Source organism: Nocardiopsis dassonvillei, assembly GCF_964273065.1.
GTDB classification, from domain to species: domain Bacteria; phylum Actinomycetota; class Actinomycetes; order Streptosporangiales; family Streptosporangiaceae; genus Nocardiopsis; species Nocardiopsis dassonvillei_B.
The window spans coordinates 4,509,797-4,527,047 of the sequence record NZ_OZ186815.1; the positions used below are offsets into that span (position 1 = coordinate 4,509,797).

The 17,251-nt window shown below is 74.0% G+C and carries 11 protein-coding genes; 10 read left to right on the forward strand and 1 reads right to left on the reverse strand.

Annotated features, from left to right (window positions below):
- Positions 1-68: 68 nt before the first annotated feature.
- The 3 genes from ACSUPR_RS20235 to ACSUPR_RS20245 all read left to right on the forward strand — a co-directional run bounded on the left by ACSUPR_RS20235 (position 69) and on the right by ACSUPR_RS20245 (position 4,036).
- Positions 69-1,790 (forward strand): glycerol-3-phosphate dehydrogenase/oxidase, encoded by a 1,722-nt coding sequence (locus tag ACSUPR_RS20235; protein ID WP_436886272.1) that lies wholly within the window; start codon positions 69-71, stop codon positions 1,788-1,790.
- Between the two features lie 94 nt (positions 1,791-1,884).
- Positions 1,885-2,583 carry a response regulator transcription factor gene (locus ACSUPR_RS20240; protein ID WP_436886273.1) on the forward strand — a complete coding sequence of 233 codons (699 nt, stop codon included), beginning with the start codon at positions 1,885-1,887 and terminating at the stop codon, positions 2,581-2,583.
- A 16-nt stretch (positions 2,584-2,599) separates the two neighbouring features.
- Entirely contained in the window at positions 2,600-4,036 is a 1,437-nt protein-coding gene (locus ACSUPR_RS20245; protein WP_436886274.1) for an ATP-binding protein, read from the forward strand.
- Here ACSUPR_RS20245 and ACSUPR_RS20250 read toward each other — a convergent pair.
- The gene (locus ACSUPR_RS20250) at positions 3,990-5,015 is read right to left on the reverse strand and encodes a TAXI family TRAP transporter solute-binding subunit (RefSeq protein ID WP_436886275.1); all 1,026 of its coding nucleotides are present in this window, start codon (positions 5,013-5,015) and stop codon (positions 3,990-3,992) included. The two genes, ACSUPR_RS20245 and ACSUPR_RS20250, sit on opposite strands and share 47 nt — an antisense overlap.
- Positions 5,016-5,226: 211 nt before the next feature.
- On the opposite strand from ACSUPR_RS20250, the gene ACSUPR_RS20255 reads away from it, so the two are divergent.
- The 7 genes from ACSUPR_RS20255 (at position 5,227) to ACSUPR_RS20285 (ending at position 17,192) form a co-directional block, all read left to right on the forward strand.
- Complete coding sequence (locus tag ACSUPR_RS20255; protein ID WP_436886276.1) at positions 5,227-6,255, forward strand: TAXI family TRAP transporter solute-binding subunit; 1,029 nt, start codon at positions 5,227-5,229, stop codon at positions 6,253-6,255.
- A 3-nt stretch (positions 6,256-6,258) separates the two neighbouring features.
- The gene (locus tag ACSUPR_RS20260) at positions 6,259-6,849 is read left to right on the forward strand and encodes a DUF1850 domain-containing protein (RefSeq protein WP_436886277.1); all 591 of its coding nucleotides are present in this window, start codon (positions 6,259-6,261) and stop codon (positions 6,847-6,849) included.
- A gap of 74 nt (positions 6,850-6,923) precedes the next feature.
- The gene (locus ACSUPR_RS20265) at positions 6,924-9,113 is read left to right on the forward strand and encodes a TRAP transporter permease (protein WP_436886278.1); all 2,190 of its coding nucleotides are present in this window, start codon (positions 6,924-6,926) and stop codon (positions 9,111-9,113) included.
- A gap of 63 nt (positions 9,114-9,176) precedes the next feature.
- Positions 9,177-10,202 (forward strand): hypothetical protein, encoded by a 1,026-nt coding sequence (locus ACSUPR_RS20270; protein ID WP_436886279.1) that lies wholly within the window; start codon positions 9,177-9,179, stop codon positions 10,200-10,202.
- A 257-nt stretch (positions 10,203-10,459) separates the two neighbouring features.
- Entirely contained in the window at positions 10,460-12,001 is a 1,542-nt protein-coding gene (locus ACSUPR_RS20275; RefSeq protein WP_436886280.1) for a methyltransferase domain-containing protein, read from the forward strand.
- Positions 11,998-14,595 (forward strand): polynucleotide kinase-phosphatase, encoded by a 2,598-nt coding sequence (locus ACSUPR_RS20280; RefSeq protein ID WP_436886281.1) that lies wholly within the window; start codon positions 11,998-12,000, stop codon positions 14,593-14,595. Before ACSUPR_RS20275 ends, ACSUPR_RS20280 begins: the two co-directional genes overlap by 4 nt.
- Before the next feature lie 164 nt (positions 14,596-14,759).
- Positions 14,760-17,192 (forward strand): endonuclease/exonuclease/phosphatase family protein, encoded by a 2,433-nt coding sequence (locus ACSUPR_RS20285; protein ID WP_436886283.1) that lies wholly within the window; start codon positions 14,760-14,762, stop codon positions 17,190-17,192.
- Positions 17,193-17,251 lie beyond the last annotated feature (59 nt).

A 17,251-nucleotide genomic window follows, 5' to 3' on the forward strand; every position in this document is an offset into this window, starting at 1 on the left:
CGCTCCGGTGGGCGGGCCTCTCCGGCGGGTATGCGCTGGAGAAGAACCATCGCGACGGAGGGACTGGGATGACGACGACCTGGCTGGGACCGGACGGGCGAGAGGACGCCCTGGCCGCGATGCGCGACGAGGAACTGGACGTCCTCGTCGTCGGCGGTGGCATCGTCGGGGCGGGCATCGCCCTGGACGCCGTCTCACGCGGACTGTCCACGGGGCTGATCGAGGCGCGCGACTTCGCCTCGGGCACCTCCAGCAGATCCAGCAAGCTGATCCACGGCGGTCTGCGCTACCTGGAGCAGTTCGACTTCGAACTCGTCCAGGAGGCCCTCCACGAACGCGGCCTGCTGCTCACCACCATCGCCCCGCACCTGGTCCGCCCGGTGCCCTTCCTCTTCCCGTTCGCCCACCACTGGGAACGCTTCTACATCGGCGCGGGCGTCACCCTGTACGACACCCTCGCCATGACCTCGCGCAACAACCGCGGGCTGCCCTCGCACCGGCACCTGACCCGCGGCGGGGCCCTGCGGGTCTTCCCCGCGCTCAAGCGGGACGCGCTCGCCGGGGCCGTCCAGTACTGGGACTGCCAGGTGGACGACGCCCGGTACGTCACCACCGTGCTGCGCACCGCCGCCGGACTCGGCGCCCGGATCGCCTCCCGGGTACAGGCCGTCGGATTCCTGCGGGAGGGCGAGCACGTGGTCGGAGCCCGCGCCGCCGACCTGGAGAAGGGCGAGGAGGTCTCCATCCGGGCCCGCCAGGTCGTCAACGCCGCGGGCGTGTGGACCGACGAGATCCAGGAGATGGTCGGCGGCCGCGGGCAGATCCACGTCCGCGCCTCAAAGGGCGTCCACCTGGTGGTGCCCCGCGACCGCATCCAGGCCTCCTCCGGGATGATCCTGCGCACCGAGAAGAGCGTGCTGTTCGTCATCCCGTGGGGCCGCCACTGGATCGTCGGCACCACCGACACCGCCTGGGACCTGGACAAGGAGAACCCGGCCGCCAGCCGCGCCGACATCGACTACGTCCTGGACCACCTCAACCAGGTACTGCGCACCCCGCTGAGCCGGGACGACGTCGAAGGCGTCTACGCGGGCCTGCGCCCGCTGCTGTCGGGGGAGTCGGAGGAGACCTCCAAGCTCTCCCGCGAGCACGTGGTCGCCCACCCGGTGCCCGGCCTCGTCCTCATCGCGGGCGGCAAGTACACCACCTACCGGGTCATGGCCAAGGACGCCGTGGACGCCGTCGCCCACGGCCTGGGCGGCGGCATCCCCAAGTCGGTCACCGACCGGCTCCCGCTGGTGGGCGCCTCCGGCTACTCGGCCCTGGTCAACCAGCGCCACCGGCTGGCCCGGGGCAGCGGGCTGCACGTCTCCCGCATCGCCCACCTGCTGCGCCGCTACGGGACCTGCGCCCGCGACCTGCTCGACCTGGTCCGGGAGGACCCCGACCTGGGCCGCTCCCTCGCCGGGGCCGACGACTACCTGCGCGCCGAGGTCGTCTACTCGGTCCGTGCCGAGGGCGCCCGCCACCTGGAGGACGTCCTGTCCCGGCGCACCCGGATCTCCTTCGAGACCTGGGACCGCGGCATCGCCGCCGCGGAGGAGGCCGCGGGGCTCATGGCACCGCTGCTGGGCTGGGACGAGGGGCAGACCCGGCGCGAGGTCGAGTTCTACCGCAAGGGCATCGAGGCCGAGCGCGCCGCCCAGGAGCAGGACACCGACCACGAGGCGGACGCCATCCAGCACGGGGCGCCCGAGATCGTGCCGGACGTCGGCATCATCAGGGCCTGAGCATGACGCCCGGAACACCTCGGTGTGTTCCGCGGCACACCCTCGGGTTAGGGTGCGGGGGTACCGTCCCCCGCACCCCCGAGGAGCCGTCACCATGATCACGGTACTGCTCGTCGAGGACGACGTCCGCCTGGCCGACGCCCTCGCCGGAGCCCTGGAGCCCCACGGGTACGCCGTCACCCAGGTGCGCACCGCCGAGCGCGCGCTGGCCGCGGACCCCGCCGACGTCGTCCTGCTCGACCTCGGCCTGCCCGACATGGACGGCGTCGAGCTGTGCCGGATGCTGCGCGAGCGCCACGACACCGGCGACACGGCGATCATCATGGTGACCGCGCGCGGGCAGCAGCGCGAGCGGGTGCGCGGGCTGCGCTCGGGCGCCGACGACTACGTGGTCAAGCCCCTGGCGGTCGAGGAGCTGTGCGCCCGCATGGAGGCGGTGCTGCGCCGCACCCGCCGCTCCGCCGACGGGCCGGTGGCCGCCGGGCCGCTGCGGATCGACCCGGCCGGGCGCACGGTGGAACTGGACGGCGCCCGGGTGGAGGTCACCCGCAAAGAGTTCGACCTGCTGCTGGCCCTGGCCCGGGAGTCGGGGACCGTGCTCTCCCGTGAACACCTGCTGCTGCGCGTGTGGGGGACCACCTGGCCGGGGACCCTGCGCACCCTGGAGGTCCACGTGGGGACCCTGCGCTCCAAGCTCGGCGTGCCGGGCCTCATCGAGACGGTGCGCGGTGTCGGCTACCGGATGACGGTGCCCGGGCGGGCGGAAGCCGCACCGACCGGGTCGCCGCGCTGACCGGGGGGCCGCTCCGATGCGCCGCCGTGTCATCACCGTCTACCTCACCCTGCTGGTCGCGGCCTGCCTCGGGCTGGCCCTGCCGCTGTGCGGGAGCATCGCCGCCCGGGGCACCTCCGACATGCTCCTGGACCGGATCAACGACACCGCCCGGTTCGCCGGCATCGCCGAGCCCGCGGTCCTCAACGGCACCGGCGGCATGCTGGAGGCGGAGCTGGCCGCCTACGACGGCCTCTACGGCATCGGCGCCGTCGTCGTGGACCGCCACGGCGAGGTGGTGGCCGCGTCCCGGCCCGGGCTCGACCTCGCCGCCATGGACCCCGACACGCGGCCCGGCGACCCGCCTCCCGAGGCGGTCCGCAACGCCCTGGCCGGGAACCGCATGGGCGCCGACAAGGTGGTCTACCCCTGGCAGACCGGCCCCCTCATCGTCGCCGAGCCCGTCGGGCGCTCCGGCGAGGTCGTCGGCGCGGCCGTCACCGCCTCGCCCACCGGGTCGCTGCGCCGCGCCACCCTGGTCCAGTGGGTGCTGGCCGCCGGGGCGATCGCCGCGCTCATGACCGTGGGCATCGCCGCCGCCGGGCCGCTCACCCGGTGGGTCCTGCGGCCCATCGACGACCTGGACGAGGCCACCCGCGCGGTGGCCGGGGGAAGCCTGGACATCCGGGTGCGCACCGCGGCCGGGCCGGTCGAACTGCGCCGGCTGGGGGAGTCGTTCAACAGGATGGCCGACACCATCACCGCGATGCTGGAGACCCAGCGGGTGTTCGTCTCCTACGCCGGGCACCAGGTCCGCAACCCCCTGGCGGCGCTGCGGCTGCGGGTGGACTCGCTGTCCCGGCACCTGGTCCCCGAGGGGCGCCAGGACCACCGGCTGGCCCTGGACGAGGTGGACCGGCTCACCCGCATCTGCGACAGCCTGCTCACCCTGGCCCGCACCGAGGACGCGGAGCACACCGAGGTGTGGGAGGAGGTCGGCTGCGTCGTCGAGGACCGGCTCCGCTCCTGGGAGCCCATCGCCGAGCGCGCGGGGGCCGTCCTGGTCCGGGAGGGCGGGGACGGGGTCCGGGTCAGGTGCGTGGAGGGCACCCTGGACCAGGCCCTGGACGCGCTCATCGACAACGCCCTGAAGTTCGGCGGGGAGGGCGTACGGGTCACCGTGCGGGTCGTGGAGTCGCCTCCCGGGCCGGACGGGACCGGGCACGTGGACGTCCACGTCGTCGACGACGGGCCGGGCCTGCCCGCGAGCCAGCTGGCGGCGGCCACCCGCCCGTTCTGGAGCGACGGCGGTTCCGGCGGCTCCGGCCTGGGCCTGTCCATCGTCGTCACCCTGCTCGACCTCCAGGGGGGCTCGCTCGCCCTGAGGCCCGCCCGCCCCCGGGGCATCGACGCGCGCATCCGGCTGGTCACGGGGCCGCGGACGACACCGGTGCCCGATCGTGCGCGTACTTGACCTCCGCGTAGTAGTCGGCGGCCCCCGGGTGCAGCGGCACCGGCAGGGTGGAGATCGCCGACCGCGGGTGCAGCTGGAGCGCCACCGGGTGGATCTCGGCCAGCCGGGCCCGTGAGGCGAAGAGCAGCCGGGTCAGCTCCTCGGCGTCCGCCCTCGGCATGTCCGCGTTCACCACCAGCAGGCTCGGCACCCCGATGGTGCGCACCGCCGGGACCCCGGGGTAGGTGTCGGCCGGGACCGGCAGCTCGGAGAAGTAGGCGCCGTACTCATCGCTCAGCGTGCTCACGTGCTCGGACAGGTCGAGGAGGCGCACGGGGTGGCGGGCGGCGAGATCCGCCACGGCCTGGGTCGGCAGCCCCCCGGACCAGAAGAACGCGTCGATGTCCCCCCGCTCCAGGGCCGTGGTCGACGCCTCGATGGACAGCCGCACCCGGTACACGCGCCCGCCCGAAGGGTCGCCCCTCCCGCCCAGGTCCACCAGGTCCAGCAGCCTCTCGGCCATCATCTCGGTGCCCGAGCCCTGGGATCCCACCGAGACGACGGTCCCGGCCAGGTCCTCCAGGTTCCGGTAGGGCGACTCCGCCCGCACGACCACATGGGTGTGGTTGTCGTAGAGGCGGGCGATCGCGTTGACCGGCAGGGGCTCCTCGAACGGAGGGTCGCCCGCCACGGCCAGCGCCGCGACGTCGGACAGGGTGAAGGCGGCGTCCACGGTGCCGTTCGCCACCAGCCGGTTGTTCTCCACACTGGCGGCGGTGGTCAGCGCGCTTATGCGCACGTCCCCGGGCTGGGAGGAGACGATGCCGGCCAGCGCCGCACCGTATTCGTGGTACACGCCGCCGCTGCCCCCGGTGCCCAGGGTCAGCCGCAGGGGCTCGGGTCCGTCGGGGGCGGAGGCGGTGAGCAGGGGGGCGGACGCCGCGAGTACGAGGCAGGCCGCGGTGAGGGGCCACAGGAGGGCGAGTGTGATCCGCGACATGGCGAAACGATAGCAAGGCGCGTGAAACCTCAGAGAAACCTCAAAAGGCGGTGATCACCCTCGGGGTTTCCGGGTGACCGCGGTTACGTTTCTGACCAGCGAGGTGGTGTGGGCCACACGGGTCCGGAGCCGTTCCTCCCTCCCGGTGCTCCGGTCCCGGGCCCGCCCCTTCGCCACAGCCCCCGACCGCAGTTCGAGAGGACCTCCGACCATGCGACGCGCCCTCCCTCCCCTGGCGGCCCTGACCGCCGGCGTCCTGCTGATGACCGGATGCTCCCAGCCCGCGGAGACGGGCGCCGACGAGGAGGCCGGCCTCGGCGAGGGGCCCGTGCAGAACCAACTGAGCATCGCCACCGGCGGCACCGCCGGCGTCTACTACCCGATCGGCGGCGCGCTGAGCGGCATCATCGGCGACAACCTGGACGGGCAGGCCGGGTCGGTGGAGGCCACCGGCGCCTCCGTGGAGAACGTCCGCCTCATCGGGTCCGGCACCGCCCACCTGGCCATCGTCCAGGGCGACGCCGCCGACCAGGCCGCCAACGGTGCCGCCGCCTTCGAGGGCGACCAGATCCAGACCTACTCCCTGGCGGTGCTCTACCCCAACGTCTTCCACGCGGTCACCCTCGACTCCATCGCCGAGTCCAAGGGCTTCGAGTGCTTCTCCGACGTGGTCGGCAGCCGCTACTCCGTCGGCGACGTCGGCAGCGGCAACGAGGCCACCACCAACCAGGTCTTCGAGTCCCTGGAGATCGCGGGCACCGAGATCGAGATCGACCAGCTCGGCTACGCGGAGACCGCCAGCGCGCTCCAGAACGGCCAGCTCGACGCCGGCTCCTGGGTCGTCGGCGAGGGCCACGCGGGCATCACGGAGCTGGGCACCACCGACGACCTGCACATCATCCCGATGTGCGACGAGGAGCGGTCCGCGATCGTCAACGGGTACGGCGGCTACACCGAGCACGTCATCGAGGCCGGCACCTACCCGGGCGTCGAGGAGGACGTGCCCACCATCGCCGTGTGGAACGCCCTGGTGGTCGGCGGCTCCTTCAACGAGGAGCAGGCCTACGAGATCACCAAGGCCATGTTCGAGAACATCCAGGCCGTCCTGGACGTGTACGCCCCGGCCGAGGACTACCTCGTCCCCGAGAGCATCCTCAACAGCCCCGTCCCGGTCCACCCCGGCGCCCTGCGCTACTACGAGGAGGTCGGCGTCGAGGTCCCCGAGGACCTGCGTCCCTAGGCGATGACTCCGGACCCCGCGACGGACGCGGCCCCCGGCACCGCCGGGCGGCCGCGTCCCGCACACCCCGGGACGGTGGACCGAGAGGTGCTCGCGGCCCTGGCCGCCACCGCGGCGGCGGCCCTCCTCGCCGCACTGGTCTCGCTGGCCTGGCCGGTCGCCCCGGCCCTGCGCGTCTCCGACGGCGGCGAGGTCATCGGCCACCTGCCCCTGGCCCCGGGGGAGGTGTTCACCGTGGCCTACGTGCACTCCATCGACGGCCTGCCCATCGAGGAGGACATAGCGGTCCGGGACGGCAGGCTCGTCGTCGAGGCCACCCGGATCCGCCAGTTCGGCGCCGGCATGGGACAGATCCCCGGTGAGGGCCGGGGCCGCGCCGACGGCCCGTGGTGGGTCATCGAGGACATGGGCCGCGACATCGGCCCCGAACTGGCCATCCGGGTGGGCTCGCCCGCCGTGGACCACCGCATCCGCACACCCGGTGCCGAGGTACGGCTCTCCCCGTGCCTCACCGCCCACCGGGTGACCATCGAACCGGTCCGGCTGTCCGCCCTCCGCTCCCTGACCGCACGCACGCCCGCTCCGGAGTGCTGACCCCGATCCCACCTCCGCCGCCGGGAGGCCCGCCTCCGAGCGCACCCCGCGGCCCGACGAGCCAGAGGAAGACCATGGCCGAAGAACCGGCACAGGCACGGGAGGGCGGCCCCCGCCCCCCGGACGAGGACCGAGAGAACACCGCACCCCAGGCCGCCGCGCAGGCGGTCGCCACCGACGAGGCCGCCCCGGGCTTCGGGGCGACCCGCCGCAGGCGCACCGGCACGTCCGCCGACGCCCTTCCCGACGTCGACGGCGACGAGGAGGGGGCGGACCCGGTCTGGAAGAGGATGGCCACCGAACGCTGGGGCGAGGGCCGCCTCGCGTCGGTCCTCGCCCCCGTCGTCCTGGTCCTGGCGATCGGCCTCACCCTCTTCCAGATCTACATCGCGCTGTGGTCCGGGTTCGACGCCCGCCAGCAGCGGCTCATCCACCTGGTGTTCGTCCTGGTCCTGGTCCTCCTGGTCAAGCCGCCGCTGCCGGGCCGGGCGGGACGGTCGGTGCCGGCGCTGGTCCTGGACGGGGTGCTCATCGCCGCGGCCCTCGCCGCGAGCTTCTACCCGATCCTGTTCCAGGCCGAGCTGGCCTCCCGGGCGGGCGCCTACACCGACCTCGACTGGATCATGGGCCTGGTCGCGATGGTCGTCCTGCTGGAGGCCACCCGGCGCACGGTCGGCATGGTCATGGTGGTGATGGTCGCGGCGTTCGTGTTCTACGCCTGGATCGGACCGCTCATCCCCGGGCAGTTCCAGCACTCCGGCGCCACCATCCAGCGCATCGCCACGCACTCCTATCTCGGCGACGGCATCTACGGCCTCACCCTGGGCGTGGTGGTCACGTTCGTGTTCGTGTTCATCCTGTTCGGCGCGCTGCTCTCCAAGACCGGCGGCGGCAACTTCTTCGTCGGACTGGCCTACGTGCTCACCGGCCGCATGGTCGGCGGCCCGGCCAAGGGCGCGGTGCTCAGCAGCGCCCTCATGGGGTCGGTGTCCGGCAGCGCCATCGCCAACGTCGTCAGCACCGGCCCGTTCACCATCCCCCTGATGAAGAAGGTCGGGTACCGCAGGCACGACGCCGGGGGCGTGGAGGCCGCGGCCTCCACGGGCGGCCAGATCCTCCCGCCCATCATGGGGGCGGGCGCGTTCATCATGGCCGAGCGCACCGGCATCCCCTACGCCGACATCGTCAAGGTCGCGATCATCCCGGCGCTCATGTACTTCGGCGTGATGTTCCTGTTCGTGGACATCCTCGCCCGCAAGTACTCCATCGGGATGGCCGAGGACTCCGAGCTGCCCAGGCTGCGCACCGTCATGGCGGCGGGCTGGCACTTCCTGGCGCCCCTGCTCCTGCTCATCGTCCTGCTGCTGAACTACGTCACACCGACCCGGGCCGGCCTGTGGGCCTGCGCGGCGCTGTTCGCCGTCGCGATGCTGCGGGCCGCGAGCCGCCTGGGACCGAAGGACATCCTCGAGGTCTTCGTCCTGGCCGCCCGCAACACCCTGCCGGTGTCGGTGGCCTGCGCCGTCGCGGGCATCATCGTCGGCATGGTCGGCCTGACCGGGCTGGGGCTGGTGCTGTCCGACGTCCTGGTCACCGTGTTCGCCGGGAACCTCCTGCTCACCCTGCTCATGGTCGCGATCGCCTCGCTCATCATGGGGGTGGGGCTGCCGGTCACCGCCGCCTACGTGGTCCTGGCCGTCCTGGCCGTCCCCGCCCTGGAGGAACTGGGGCTGGCGGTCATCGTCGCGCACATGATCGTGTACTGGTACAGCCAGGACTCCAACGTGACCCCGCCGGTGGCGCTCGCGGCCTTCGCCGCCGCGGGGGTCGCGAACGCGTCCCCGATGCGCACGGGGCTGTCGGCGTGGAAGTTCGCCAAGGGCCTCTACCTCATCCCGATGCTCATGGCCTACTCGGCGCTCATGGAGATCGACGGCCCGGTCACCGACCTGGCCCTGGCGGTGTTCACCGGATCCATCGCCCTGGCCACCGCGGCCATCGCCCTGGAGGGCCACTTCCTGCGGCCCACCGCGATCGGCGAGCGGATCGCCTTCACCCTCGCCTCGCTGCTGGTCCTGGTCGCCCCCGAGTGGAGCGCCCTGTTCGGGGTGGTGACGTCGACCGCCGTCTCCGCGGACTGGTTCGTCCTGGCGGGCTCCGTCACGGGCGTCGCCCTGATCGCCCTCCAGGTGATCGCGCACCGCCGGGCCCGGCGGACCGCCGCGGCCGACGCAACGGAGGCGGAGCCGGTCCCCGCGCCCTGACCGCCGCGCCCGCCGCACCCGGCCCGGTTCCCCGGGTGCGGCGGGCCCGCTACGCTCGGCGACATGTGGCGATGGAACCCCCGTGACCCCGAGCCGACCCCCGGCGGCCCCGTCGAACACCTGCTGGCCTCGGCGGCGCTGGGCACCGACCCCATGCTCCGGGCCGCGGCCGAGGAGGCGGAGGGGGGCGACCTCGCCGCCGCCCTGCCGCTGCTCGCCGAGAGCAGGCAGGACCCCGAGGCCCGTGCGTCCGTCGCCGAGGTGCTGGGCCGGGCGGCCGCGGACCGGATCGACGACCTGGGCGACCTCCTGGACACCGCGGACCGGGCCGACCTCATGCTGTGGCTGGGCAACGCCCTGCTGAACCGCGCCCTGCGGGTCTCCGGCGGGCCCGCCGAACGCAAGGCCGCCGAGGCGACGCTCGACGACGCCCGCCGGGCCCTGACGGCCGCCGCCGAGCTGCGGCCCGACGACGCCGCCCCCTGGGCCGCGCTCCAGACCGTCGCGATGGGCGCGGGCGCCGACCGCGAGGAGAAGGACCGGCTGTGGAGGGAGACCCGGGACCGGGCCCCGCACCTGTTCGCCGCCCACATGGTCCGGGTGCGCACGCTGTCCCCGGCACGGGGCGGTACGGCCGAGGAGATGTTCGCGTTCGCCGGGGCCGCAGCCGACACCGCCCCCGCGGGCGACCCGCTGCCCGCCGTCCTGGCCCTGGCCCACGCCGAGTTCCTGCGCTCCGAGCAGAAGCGGTTCACCGCCGAGGGGATGTTCGGCTTCGTGGTCGGGCAGGCGATGGGGCGGCTGCACGGCGAGGCGGTCACGGAGCTGTTCGGGCTGGCCCGCGGCTGGGCCGGGGGCGCCGTCCCGCACCCGCGCGACGTGCAGGCCCACCACCTGTTCGCCTGGGCGTTCCACCGCGCCGGGCTCACCGAGGCCGCCCGCTGGCACCTGTCCGCCGTCGGCAACCTGTACTGCGAGATCCCCTGGGGGTTCTTCGGCGCCGCCCGGCCCCAGGTCGCCCGCGCCATGGAGGAACTGGGGGTCCGCCCCGGCGCCGCGGGGCCCCCGGGAGAGCGGGAGAACGGTTAGGGCCTGTTCTTTGGATGCCGTCCTGTTCCGCGGGGGTGTGTGAGGCGCCGGCGGGGTTCTGCAGGCCCGGAGGGGGCCTCCGGGGAACGGGGACGTCCCCGCGGGGCCGAGGGCTCCCGCCCTCCGGGGGCGCCGAACGCGGACCGGAGCGGAGGTTCGAAAAACACGGCCCGGGGGCCCGGGGCGGCCGCGAACCTCCCCGGAGCGCGCCCGAAAAGTCCTCGCCAACGGACTGGGCAGCGGGTCACAATGCACGGGTGCTACTGACGATCACCACCACGGCGACCCCTGCGGCCCCGGCCACGGACCTCGGATACCTGCTCCACAAGAACCCGGAGCGGGCGCAGAGCTTCGAGCAGTCCTTCGGGACCGCCCATGTCTTCTACCCCGAGGCCACCGCCGAGCGCTGCACCGCGGCCCTGCTCCTGGAGGTCGACCCCCAGGCGCTGCTGCGGGCGCGCACCTCCGTCAGCACACCCGACTTCGCCCTGGCCCAGTACGTCAACGACCGCCCCTTCGCCACCTCCTCGCTGTTCACGGTGGCACTGGGCCGGGTGTTCCGCTCCGCGCTCAGGGGCCACAGCGAGGCCCGGCCGGAGCTGGCCGCGGCACCGCTGCCCCTCGAACTCCACCTGCCCGCGGTGCCCTGCCGGGCCGGGGCCGACAAGGCGCGCGCCCTCTTCGAACCCCTGGGCTGGCGGGTGGCCGCCGAGCCCGTGCCGCTCGACCCCGGCCTGCCCGGCTGGGGCGACTCCCACTACCTGTCGCTGACCCTGTCCGGCGACCAGGTGCTGTCGGAGGCGCTGAGCCACCTGTACGTCCTGCTCCCCGCCATGGACGGCGCCAAGCACTACTGGGTGGACCGCGGAGAGATCGACAAGCTGCTGCGCGCCGGGGGCCTGCGGGTCACCGGGCCCGAAGGACTCGCCACCGAGGAGGACCCCGACTCCGGCTCCCCATGGCTGGCCCGCCACCCCGAGCGCGCCTGGATCACCCGCCGCTACCTCAACCGGCGCCAGGCCTACGTGCGCACCGCGCTGGCCCGGCTGGCCGAGGCCGACGACCTACCGGAGGAAGAGGAGGCGGACCCGGGCGTGGAGGAGGTCCTCGCGCCGCCCGCCCCGCCGGGGGAGGAGCGCGCGCCGTCCCTGGCCGAGCAGCGCGCCGGGGCGGTCCTGGCCGTGCTGCACTCCGAGAACGCCTCCAGCGTCCTGGACCTGGGCTGCGGCTCCGGCGCCCTGCTGGCCCGGCTGGTCGCAGACCCGACCCTGGAGCGCGTCACCGGCGTGGACGTCGACACCGTCTCCCTCCAGACGGCCCACCGCAGGACCTGCCGGGGCTGCGCCCCGAACGGCCGCGGACGGCACCGGAACCTGTTCGCCGACACCGACGGCGTCCGGGAGCGGGACGGGCGCCCGCCCCGGCCCGAGCTGCTCGTCGGCTCGGCCGTCTACCGCGACGCCCGCTTCGCCGGGCATGACGCCGTCGTGCTCATGGAGGTGGTCGAGCACATCGAACCGGAGCGGCTGCCCGCCCTGGAGGAGACCGTGTTCGCCGCCGCCCGCCCGCGCGTCGTGGTGGTCACCACCCCCAACGCCGAGTACAACGTCCACTTCGAGGGCCTGGCCGAGGGCGCGTTCCGCCACCCCGACCACCGCTTCGAGTGGACCCGCGCCGAGTTCACCCTGTGGGCGGACGCCGTCGCCGAACGCAACGGCTACACCGTCCGCTACCTGCCGGTGGGTCCCCAGGACCCGGCCACCGGCTCCCCGACCCAGATGGGAGTGTTCACCCGATGAGCACCGATGAGACCGCTCCGGACACCGCGCCGCGGGTCCTCGGCGTACCCGCCATGGGCCTCGTCGTGCTGGTCGGCGTGTCCGGCTCGGGCAAGACCACCTTCGCCGCCCGGCACTTCAGGCCCACCGAGGTCATCTCCTCCGACCACTGCCGGGGCCTGGTCAGCGACGACGAGAACGACCAGTCCGCCAGCGCCGACGCCTTCTCCCTGCTGCACACCATCGTGGACATCCGGCTGCGCCGCGGCCTGCTGGCCGTGGTCGACGCCACCAACGTGCAGCCCAGGGCCCGCGCCGAACTCCTGGCCGTGGCCAAGGCCAACGACGTGCTGGCCACCGCGATCGTCCTGGACGTGCCCGAGGCCCTGGCCAAGGAGCGCAACCGGGCCCGGCCCGACCGGGACTTCGGCGACCACGTGATCGCCCGCCAGCGCCGCGACCTGCGCCAGGGCCTCAAACGCCTGCGCAGGGAGGGGTTCCGCAAGATCCACGTCCTCAAGGGTGCGGAGGAGATCGACGCCGCGGTCATCGAGCGCGAGCGCGCCTGGCCGGACCGGACGGAGCTCACCGGCCCCTTCGACATCATCGGCGACGTCCACGGCTGCCGCGAGGAGCTGGAGGAGCTGCTCACCGCCCTGGGCTACGAGTTCACCCGCGACGCCGGGGGGCGGGCCGTCGGCGCACGCCACCCCGGGGGACGCACCGCCGTGTTCGTCGGCGACCTCGTCGACCGGGGCCCCGACACCCCCGGCGTGCTGAGGCTGGCCATGGGCATGGTCCGCGACGGCGACGCCCTGTGCGTGCCCGGAAACCACGAGAACAAGCTGATCCGGGCACTGCGCGGAGCCAGGGTCACGCCCACCCACGGGCTCGCCGAGTCCCTGGAGCAGCTGGGCCGGGAGACCGAGGAGTTCCGCCGGGAGGTCCTCGACTTCTGCGACGGCCTGGTCAGCCACCTCGTCCTCGACGGCGGCAGGCTGGTGGTCGCCCACGCCGGGCTCAAGGAGGCCTACCACGGCCGCGCCTCCGGACGGGTGCGCTCCTTCGCCCTGTACGGCGACACCACCGGCGAGACCGACGAGTACGGACTGCCGGTGCGCCTGCCCTGGGCCCGCGACTACCGGGGCCGGGCCGCGGTCGTCTACGGCCACACCCCCGTGCTCAAGGCCGAGTGGGTCAACAACACCCTGTGCCTGGACACCGGCTGCGTGTTCGGCGGCAGCCTCACCGCGCTGCGCTACCCCGAGCGCGAGATCGTCGACGTGGCCGCCCACCGGACCTGGTACGAGCCCTCGCGGCCGCTGGGCGGCGAGGCCCCGGCCCAGGAGGGAGGGGACCGCTCCGACACGGTCGTGGACATCACCGACGTCGGCGTCGGCGACCGCCACCCCGGGCTGTTCGTGGACACGGAGTTCGGCGGCGTGCGCGTCAACGGGGCCTCCGCCCTGGGCGCCCTGGAGGTGATGAGCCGGTTCTCCGTCGACCCCCGGTGGCTGCTGTACCTGCCGCCGACCATGGCCCCGGCACCGACCAGCTCCGAGGCCGGGTACCTGGAGCACCCCGAGGAGGCGTTCGCCTGGTACCGCGCCGCCGGGGTCGGGCAGGTCGTGTGCGAGGAGAAGCACATGGGCTCGCGGGCCGTCGCCGTGCTGTGCCGCGACGAGGCGGCCGCCGAGCGGCGGTTCGCCCCCGGAGCCGCGGGCGTCGTGTACACCCGCACCGGGCGGCCCTTCTTCGCCGACCGGGTGCTGCGGGCCGAGGTGGTGGACCGGCTGCGCGCCGCCGTCACCGCGGCCGGGCTGTGGGACCGGCTGGGCACCGACTGGATCGCGCTCGACGGGGAGATGCTGCCCTGGTCGGCCAAGGCCCGCACGCTCATCCGCGACCAGTACGCCTCGGTGGGCGCGGCCGCCCGCGCCGCCCTGCCCGCCGCCGGCGCCGCCCTGGCCGCGGCCGCCGGGCGCGGCCTGGACGTGGGCCGCCTGGTGGACAAGGTCGCGCGGAGCACGGAGCAGATGGAGGAGTTCAGCCGGGTGTACCGGCGCTACTCCTGGGACACCGACGGTGTCGCCGGGCTCCGCTACGCGCCCTTCGCGGTCCTGGCCTCGGAGGGGCGCGAGTACTCCGACGCCGACCACCTGTGGCACATGGCCACGGCGGAGCGGCTGGCCGAGGCGGACCCGATGGTGTCCACCACCCGCTACCGGGTGGTGGACACCACCGACCCGGCCGCCTGCTCCTCCGCCGCCGCCTGGTGGCGGGAGATGGTGGACGCCGGGGGGGAGGGCATGGTCGTCAAGCCGCTCCAGGGCGCCCGCGCCACCGGCTCCAAGGGGCTGACCCAGCCCGGGCTGAAGGTGCGCGGCCCCGAGTACCTGCGGATCATCTACGGCCACGACTACACCGACCCCGAACGCCTGGCGGTCCTCAAGGACCGCAGGCTGGGCGGCAAGCTCGGGCTGGCCATGCGCGAGCACAAGCTGGGGCTGGAGGCCCTGGCCCGGCACGCCCGCCGCGACCCGCTGTGGCGGGTCCACGAGCCGGTGTTCGCGACCCTGGCGCTGGAGACGGAGCCGGTCGACCCCCGCCTGTAGCGGCCCGCGTCCGGCGGATCGTACGAAGAGGAGGCGGGGCGGCCCTGGGCGGATCACACCAACCGGGAGCCGCTTCGCCTTCTTTTCACGCCGCCTCCTACCAACGGACACGCGTACGGGCCATGATGTCCCCGCCCCTACTCCCCAGTACCCCCGGAGAGAACGTGTCCCCCAACCGTCCCCGGCGCCTGACCGCGCCGATGTCCGCCGCGGCCGCGGTGCTCCTGGCCGCGGCCCTGGGATCGGCCCCGGCCGCCCTCGCCGACGCCACCGCCCCGGTGATCGCCGAGGTCTACGGAGGCGGCGGCAACAGCGGCGCCACCCTGCGCCACGACTTCGTCGAACTGGGCAACCCCACCGGCGCCCCGCTGTCCGTGGACGGCTGGAGCGTCCAGTACCTTCCCGCCTCCCCCGGCGCGTCCACCCGCGCCCAGGTCACCCCCCTGACCGGGGAGGTCCCCGCAGGGGGCCGCTACCTGGTCCGCCAGGCCGCCGGAGCCGGCGGGACGGTCGACCTGCCCGCCCCCGACGCCGCCGGATCGGCCAACATGGCGGCGGGCTCGGGCACCGTCCTGCTGGTCTCGGGCACCGCGCCCGTGGAGTGCCGCACCGCCGCCGACTGCGCCGCGGACGAGGCCGTCGTCGACATCGTCGGGTACGGGAGCGCCGTCATCCGGGAGGGCTCACCCGCCCCGGCGCTGTCCAACACCACCTCGGCCTCCCGCGGCGCCGACCTCGCCGACACCGACGACAACGGCGCGGACCTCACCGCGGGCGAGCCCACCCCGGTCAACTCCGCGGGCGAGGGCGTCGGTGAGGGCCCGGAGGAGCCCGGCGGCCCCGAGGAGCCCGGCGACCTGCGCATCCACGACATCCAGGGCGTCACCCGCACCTCCCCGTACGCCGGGGACACCGTGACCGGCGTGCCCGGCGTGGTCACCGCCGTCAACGCGTTCGGCACCGCCCAGGGCTTCTGGTTCCAGGACACCCGGGGCGACGGCGACCCGCGCACCAGTGAGGGCCTGTTCGTCTTCACCGGCTCCACCACGCCCGGTGTCGCCCCCGGCGACGAGGTCCTGGTGACCGGCCGGGTCAACGAGTACCGGCCCGCCGTCGACACGCAGACCGTCACCCAGATCGACCGGGCCCTGTGGACGGTCCTGTCCACCGGGAACGCCGTCCCGGAGCCGGTGGTCCTGAAGGACGGGGTCGTCCCCGGGGAGTACGCCCCCGACCACGGCGGCGACATCTCCGGTCTGGAACTGAGCCCGGACACCTACGCCCTGGACTTCTGGGCCGCCCACGAGCACATGGTGGTGCGCTTCGAGGACGCCCCCGTCATCGCGCCCACCGACGGCTACCACGCGCTGTGGGTCACCGTGGAGCCGGAGCACAACCGCTCCGCCAACGGCGGCGTGGTCTACGGCTCCTACGACGACCCCAACGCCGGGCGGGTCAAGGTCGAGTCCCTGCTGGACCGGGGCGTCCACCCGTTCCCCGAGGCGAACGTGGGCGACACCCTCGCCGGGATCACCGAGGGACCGGTGTACTACAGCCGGTTCGGCGGCTACACCGTCCGCGCCACCACCCTGGGCGAGCACGTGGCCGGCGACCTGGAGCGCACCCCCGTCCGCGACACCGCCCGGCACGAGGTCTCCATCGCCACCTACAACGTGGAGAACCTGGGCGGCGAGGACGACCAGGCCGAGTACGACGCCCTGGCCGCCGGGATCGTCGAGTACCTGGGCTCGCCCGACATCATCGGCCTGGAGGAGATCCAGGACGACAACGGCGCCGTCGACGACGGCACCGTCGACGCCGGGGTCACCCTGGACCGGCTCACCGCGGCGATCCGGGCCCAGGGCGGACCCGCCTACCAGTGGCGGCAGATCAGCCCCGAGGACAAGCGGGACGGCGGAGCCCCCGGCGGCAACATCCGCAACGCCTTCCTTTTCAACCCCGCCCGCGTGCAGTTCGTGGACCGGCCGGGCGGCGACGCCACCACGGCCGTCGAGGTCGTCCGGGGCCGCCGCGGTGCCGAGCTGTCGGTCTCCCCGGGCCGCATCGAGCCGCGGGACCCGGCCTGGGAGAGCAGCCGCAAACCGCTGGTGGGCCACTTCCGGGCGCTCAACCGCGACATCTACGTGGTGACCAACCACTTCAACTCCAAGGGCGGCGACCAGTCGCTGCACGGGGTGGTGCAGCCTCCGAACCGCACCAGCGAGGTGCAGCGCAACGCGCAGGCGGAGCTGGTGGCGGACTTCGCTGAGGAGCTGCTGGCGGTCGACCCGCAGGCGAACCTGGTGGTCATGGGAGACCTCAACGACTTCCAGTTCTCCCGGACCCTGGAGATCCTCACCGGTGACGGGCCGCTGTACAACCCGATGACGGACCTGCCCGCCGAACAGCGCTACAACTACGTGTTCGACGGCAACTCCCAGGCTCTGGACCACATCCTGGTCAACCAGGCGATCGCAGGGCGCGTGGACTACGGCATCGCCCGGATCAACTCCGAGTACCACGACCAGGTCAGCGACCACGACCCGCAGGTGCTGTGGCTGGACACCCGCCGCTCCACCCCGCCGGGCCGCCCCTGACCGACCGCACCGCACCGCGCCCGGCCGCCCCGGCGGCCGGGCGCGGCCGTGTCCGGACG

Excerpts from the sequence above, each read along its gene's own strand:
- ACSUPR_RS20235 (WP_436886272.1), top strand. The coding sequence starts at position 69 with ATGACGACGACCTGGCTGGGACCGGACGGGCGAGAGGACGCCCTGGCC.
- ACSUPR_RS20240 (WP_436886273.1), top strand. The coding sequence starts at position 1,885 with ATGATCACGGTACTGCTCGTCGAGGACGACGTCCGCCTGGCCGACGCC.
- ACSUPR_RS20245 (WP_436886274.1), top strand. The coding sequence starts at position 2,600 with ATGCGCCGCCGTGTCATCACCGTCTACCTCACCCTGCTGGTCGCGGCC.
- ACSUPR_RS20250 (WP_436886275.1), bottom strand. The coding sequence starts at position 5,015 with ATGTCGCGGATCACACTCGCCCTCCTGTGGCCCCTCACCGCGGCCTGC.
- ACSUPR_RS20255 (WP_436886276.1), top strand. The coding sequence starts at position 5,227 with ATGCGACGCGCCCTCCCTCCCCTGGCGGCCCTGACCGCCGGCGTCCTG.
- ACSUPR_RS20260 (WP_436886277.1), top strand. The coding sequence starts at position 6,259 with ATGACTCCGGACCCCGCGACGGACGCGGCCCCCGGCACCGCCGGGCGG.
- ACSUPR_RS20265 (WP_436886278.1), top strand. The coding sequence starts at position 6,924 with ATGGCCGAAGAACCGGCACAGGCACGGGAGGGCGGCCCCCGCCCCCCG.
- ACSUPR_RS20270 (WP_436886279.1), top strand. The coding sequence starts at position 9,177 with ATGTGGCGATGGAACCCCCGTGACCCCGAGCCGACCCCCGGCGGCCCC.
- ACSUPR_RS20280 (WP_436886281.1), top strand. The coding sequence starts at position 11,998 with ATGAGCACCGATGAGACCGCTCCGGACACCGCGCCGCGGGTCCTCGGC.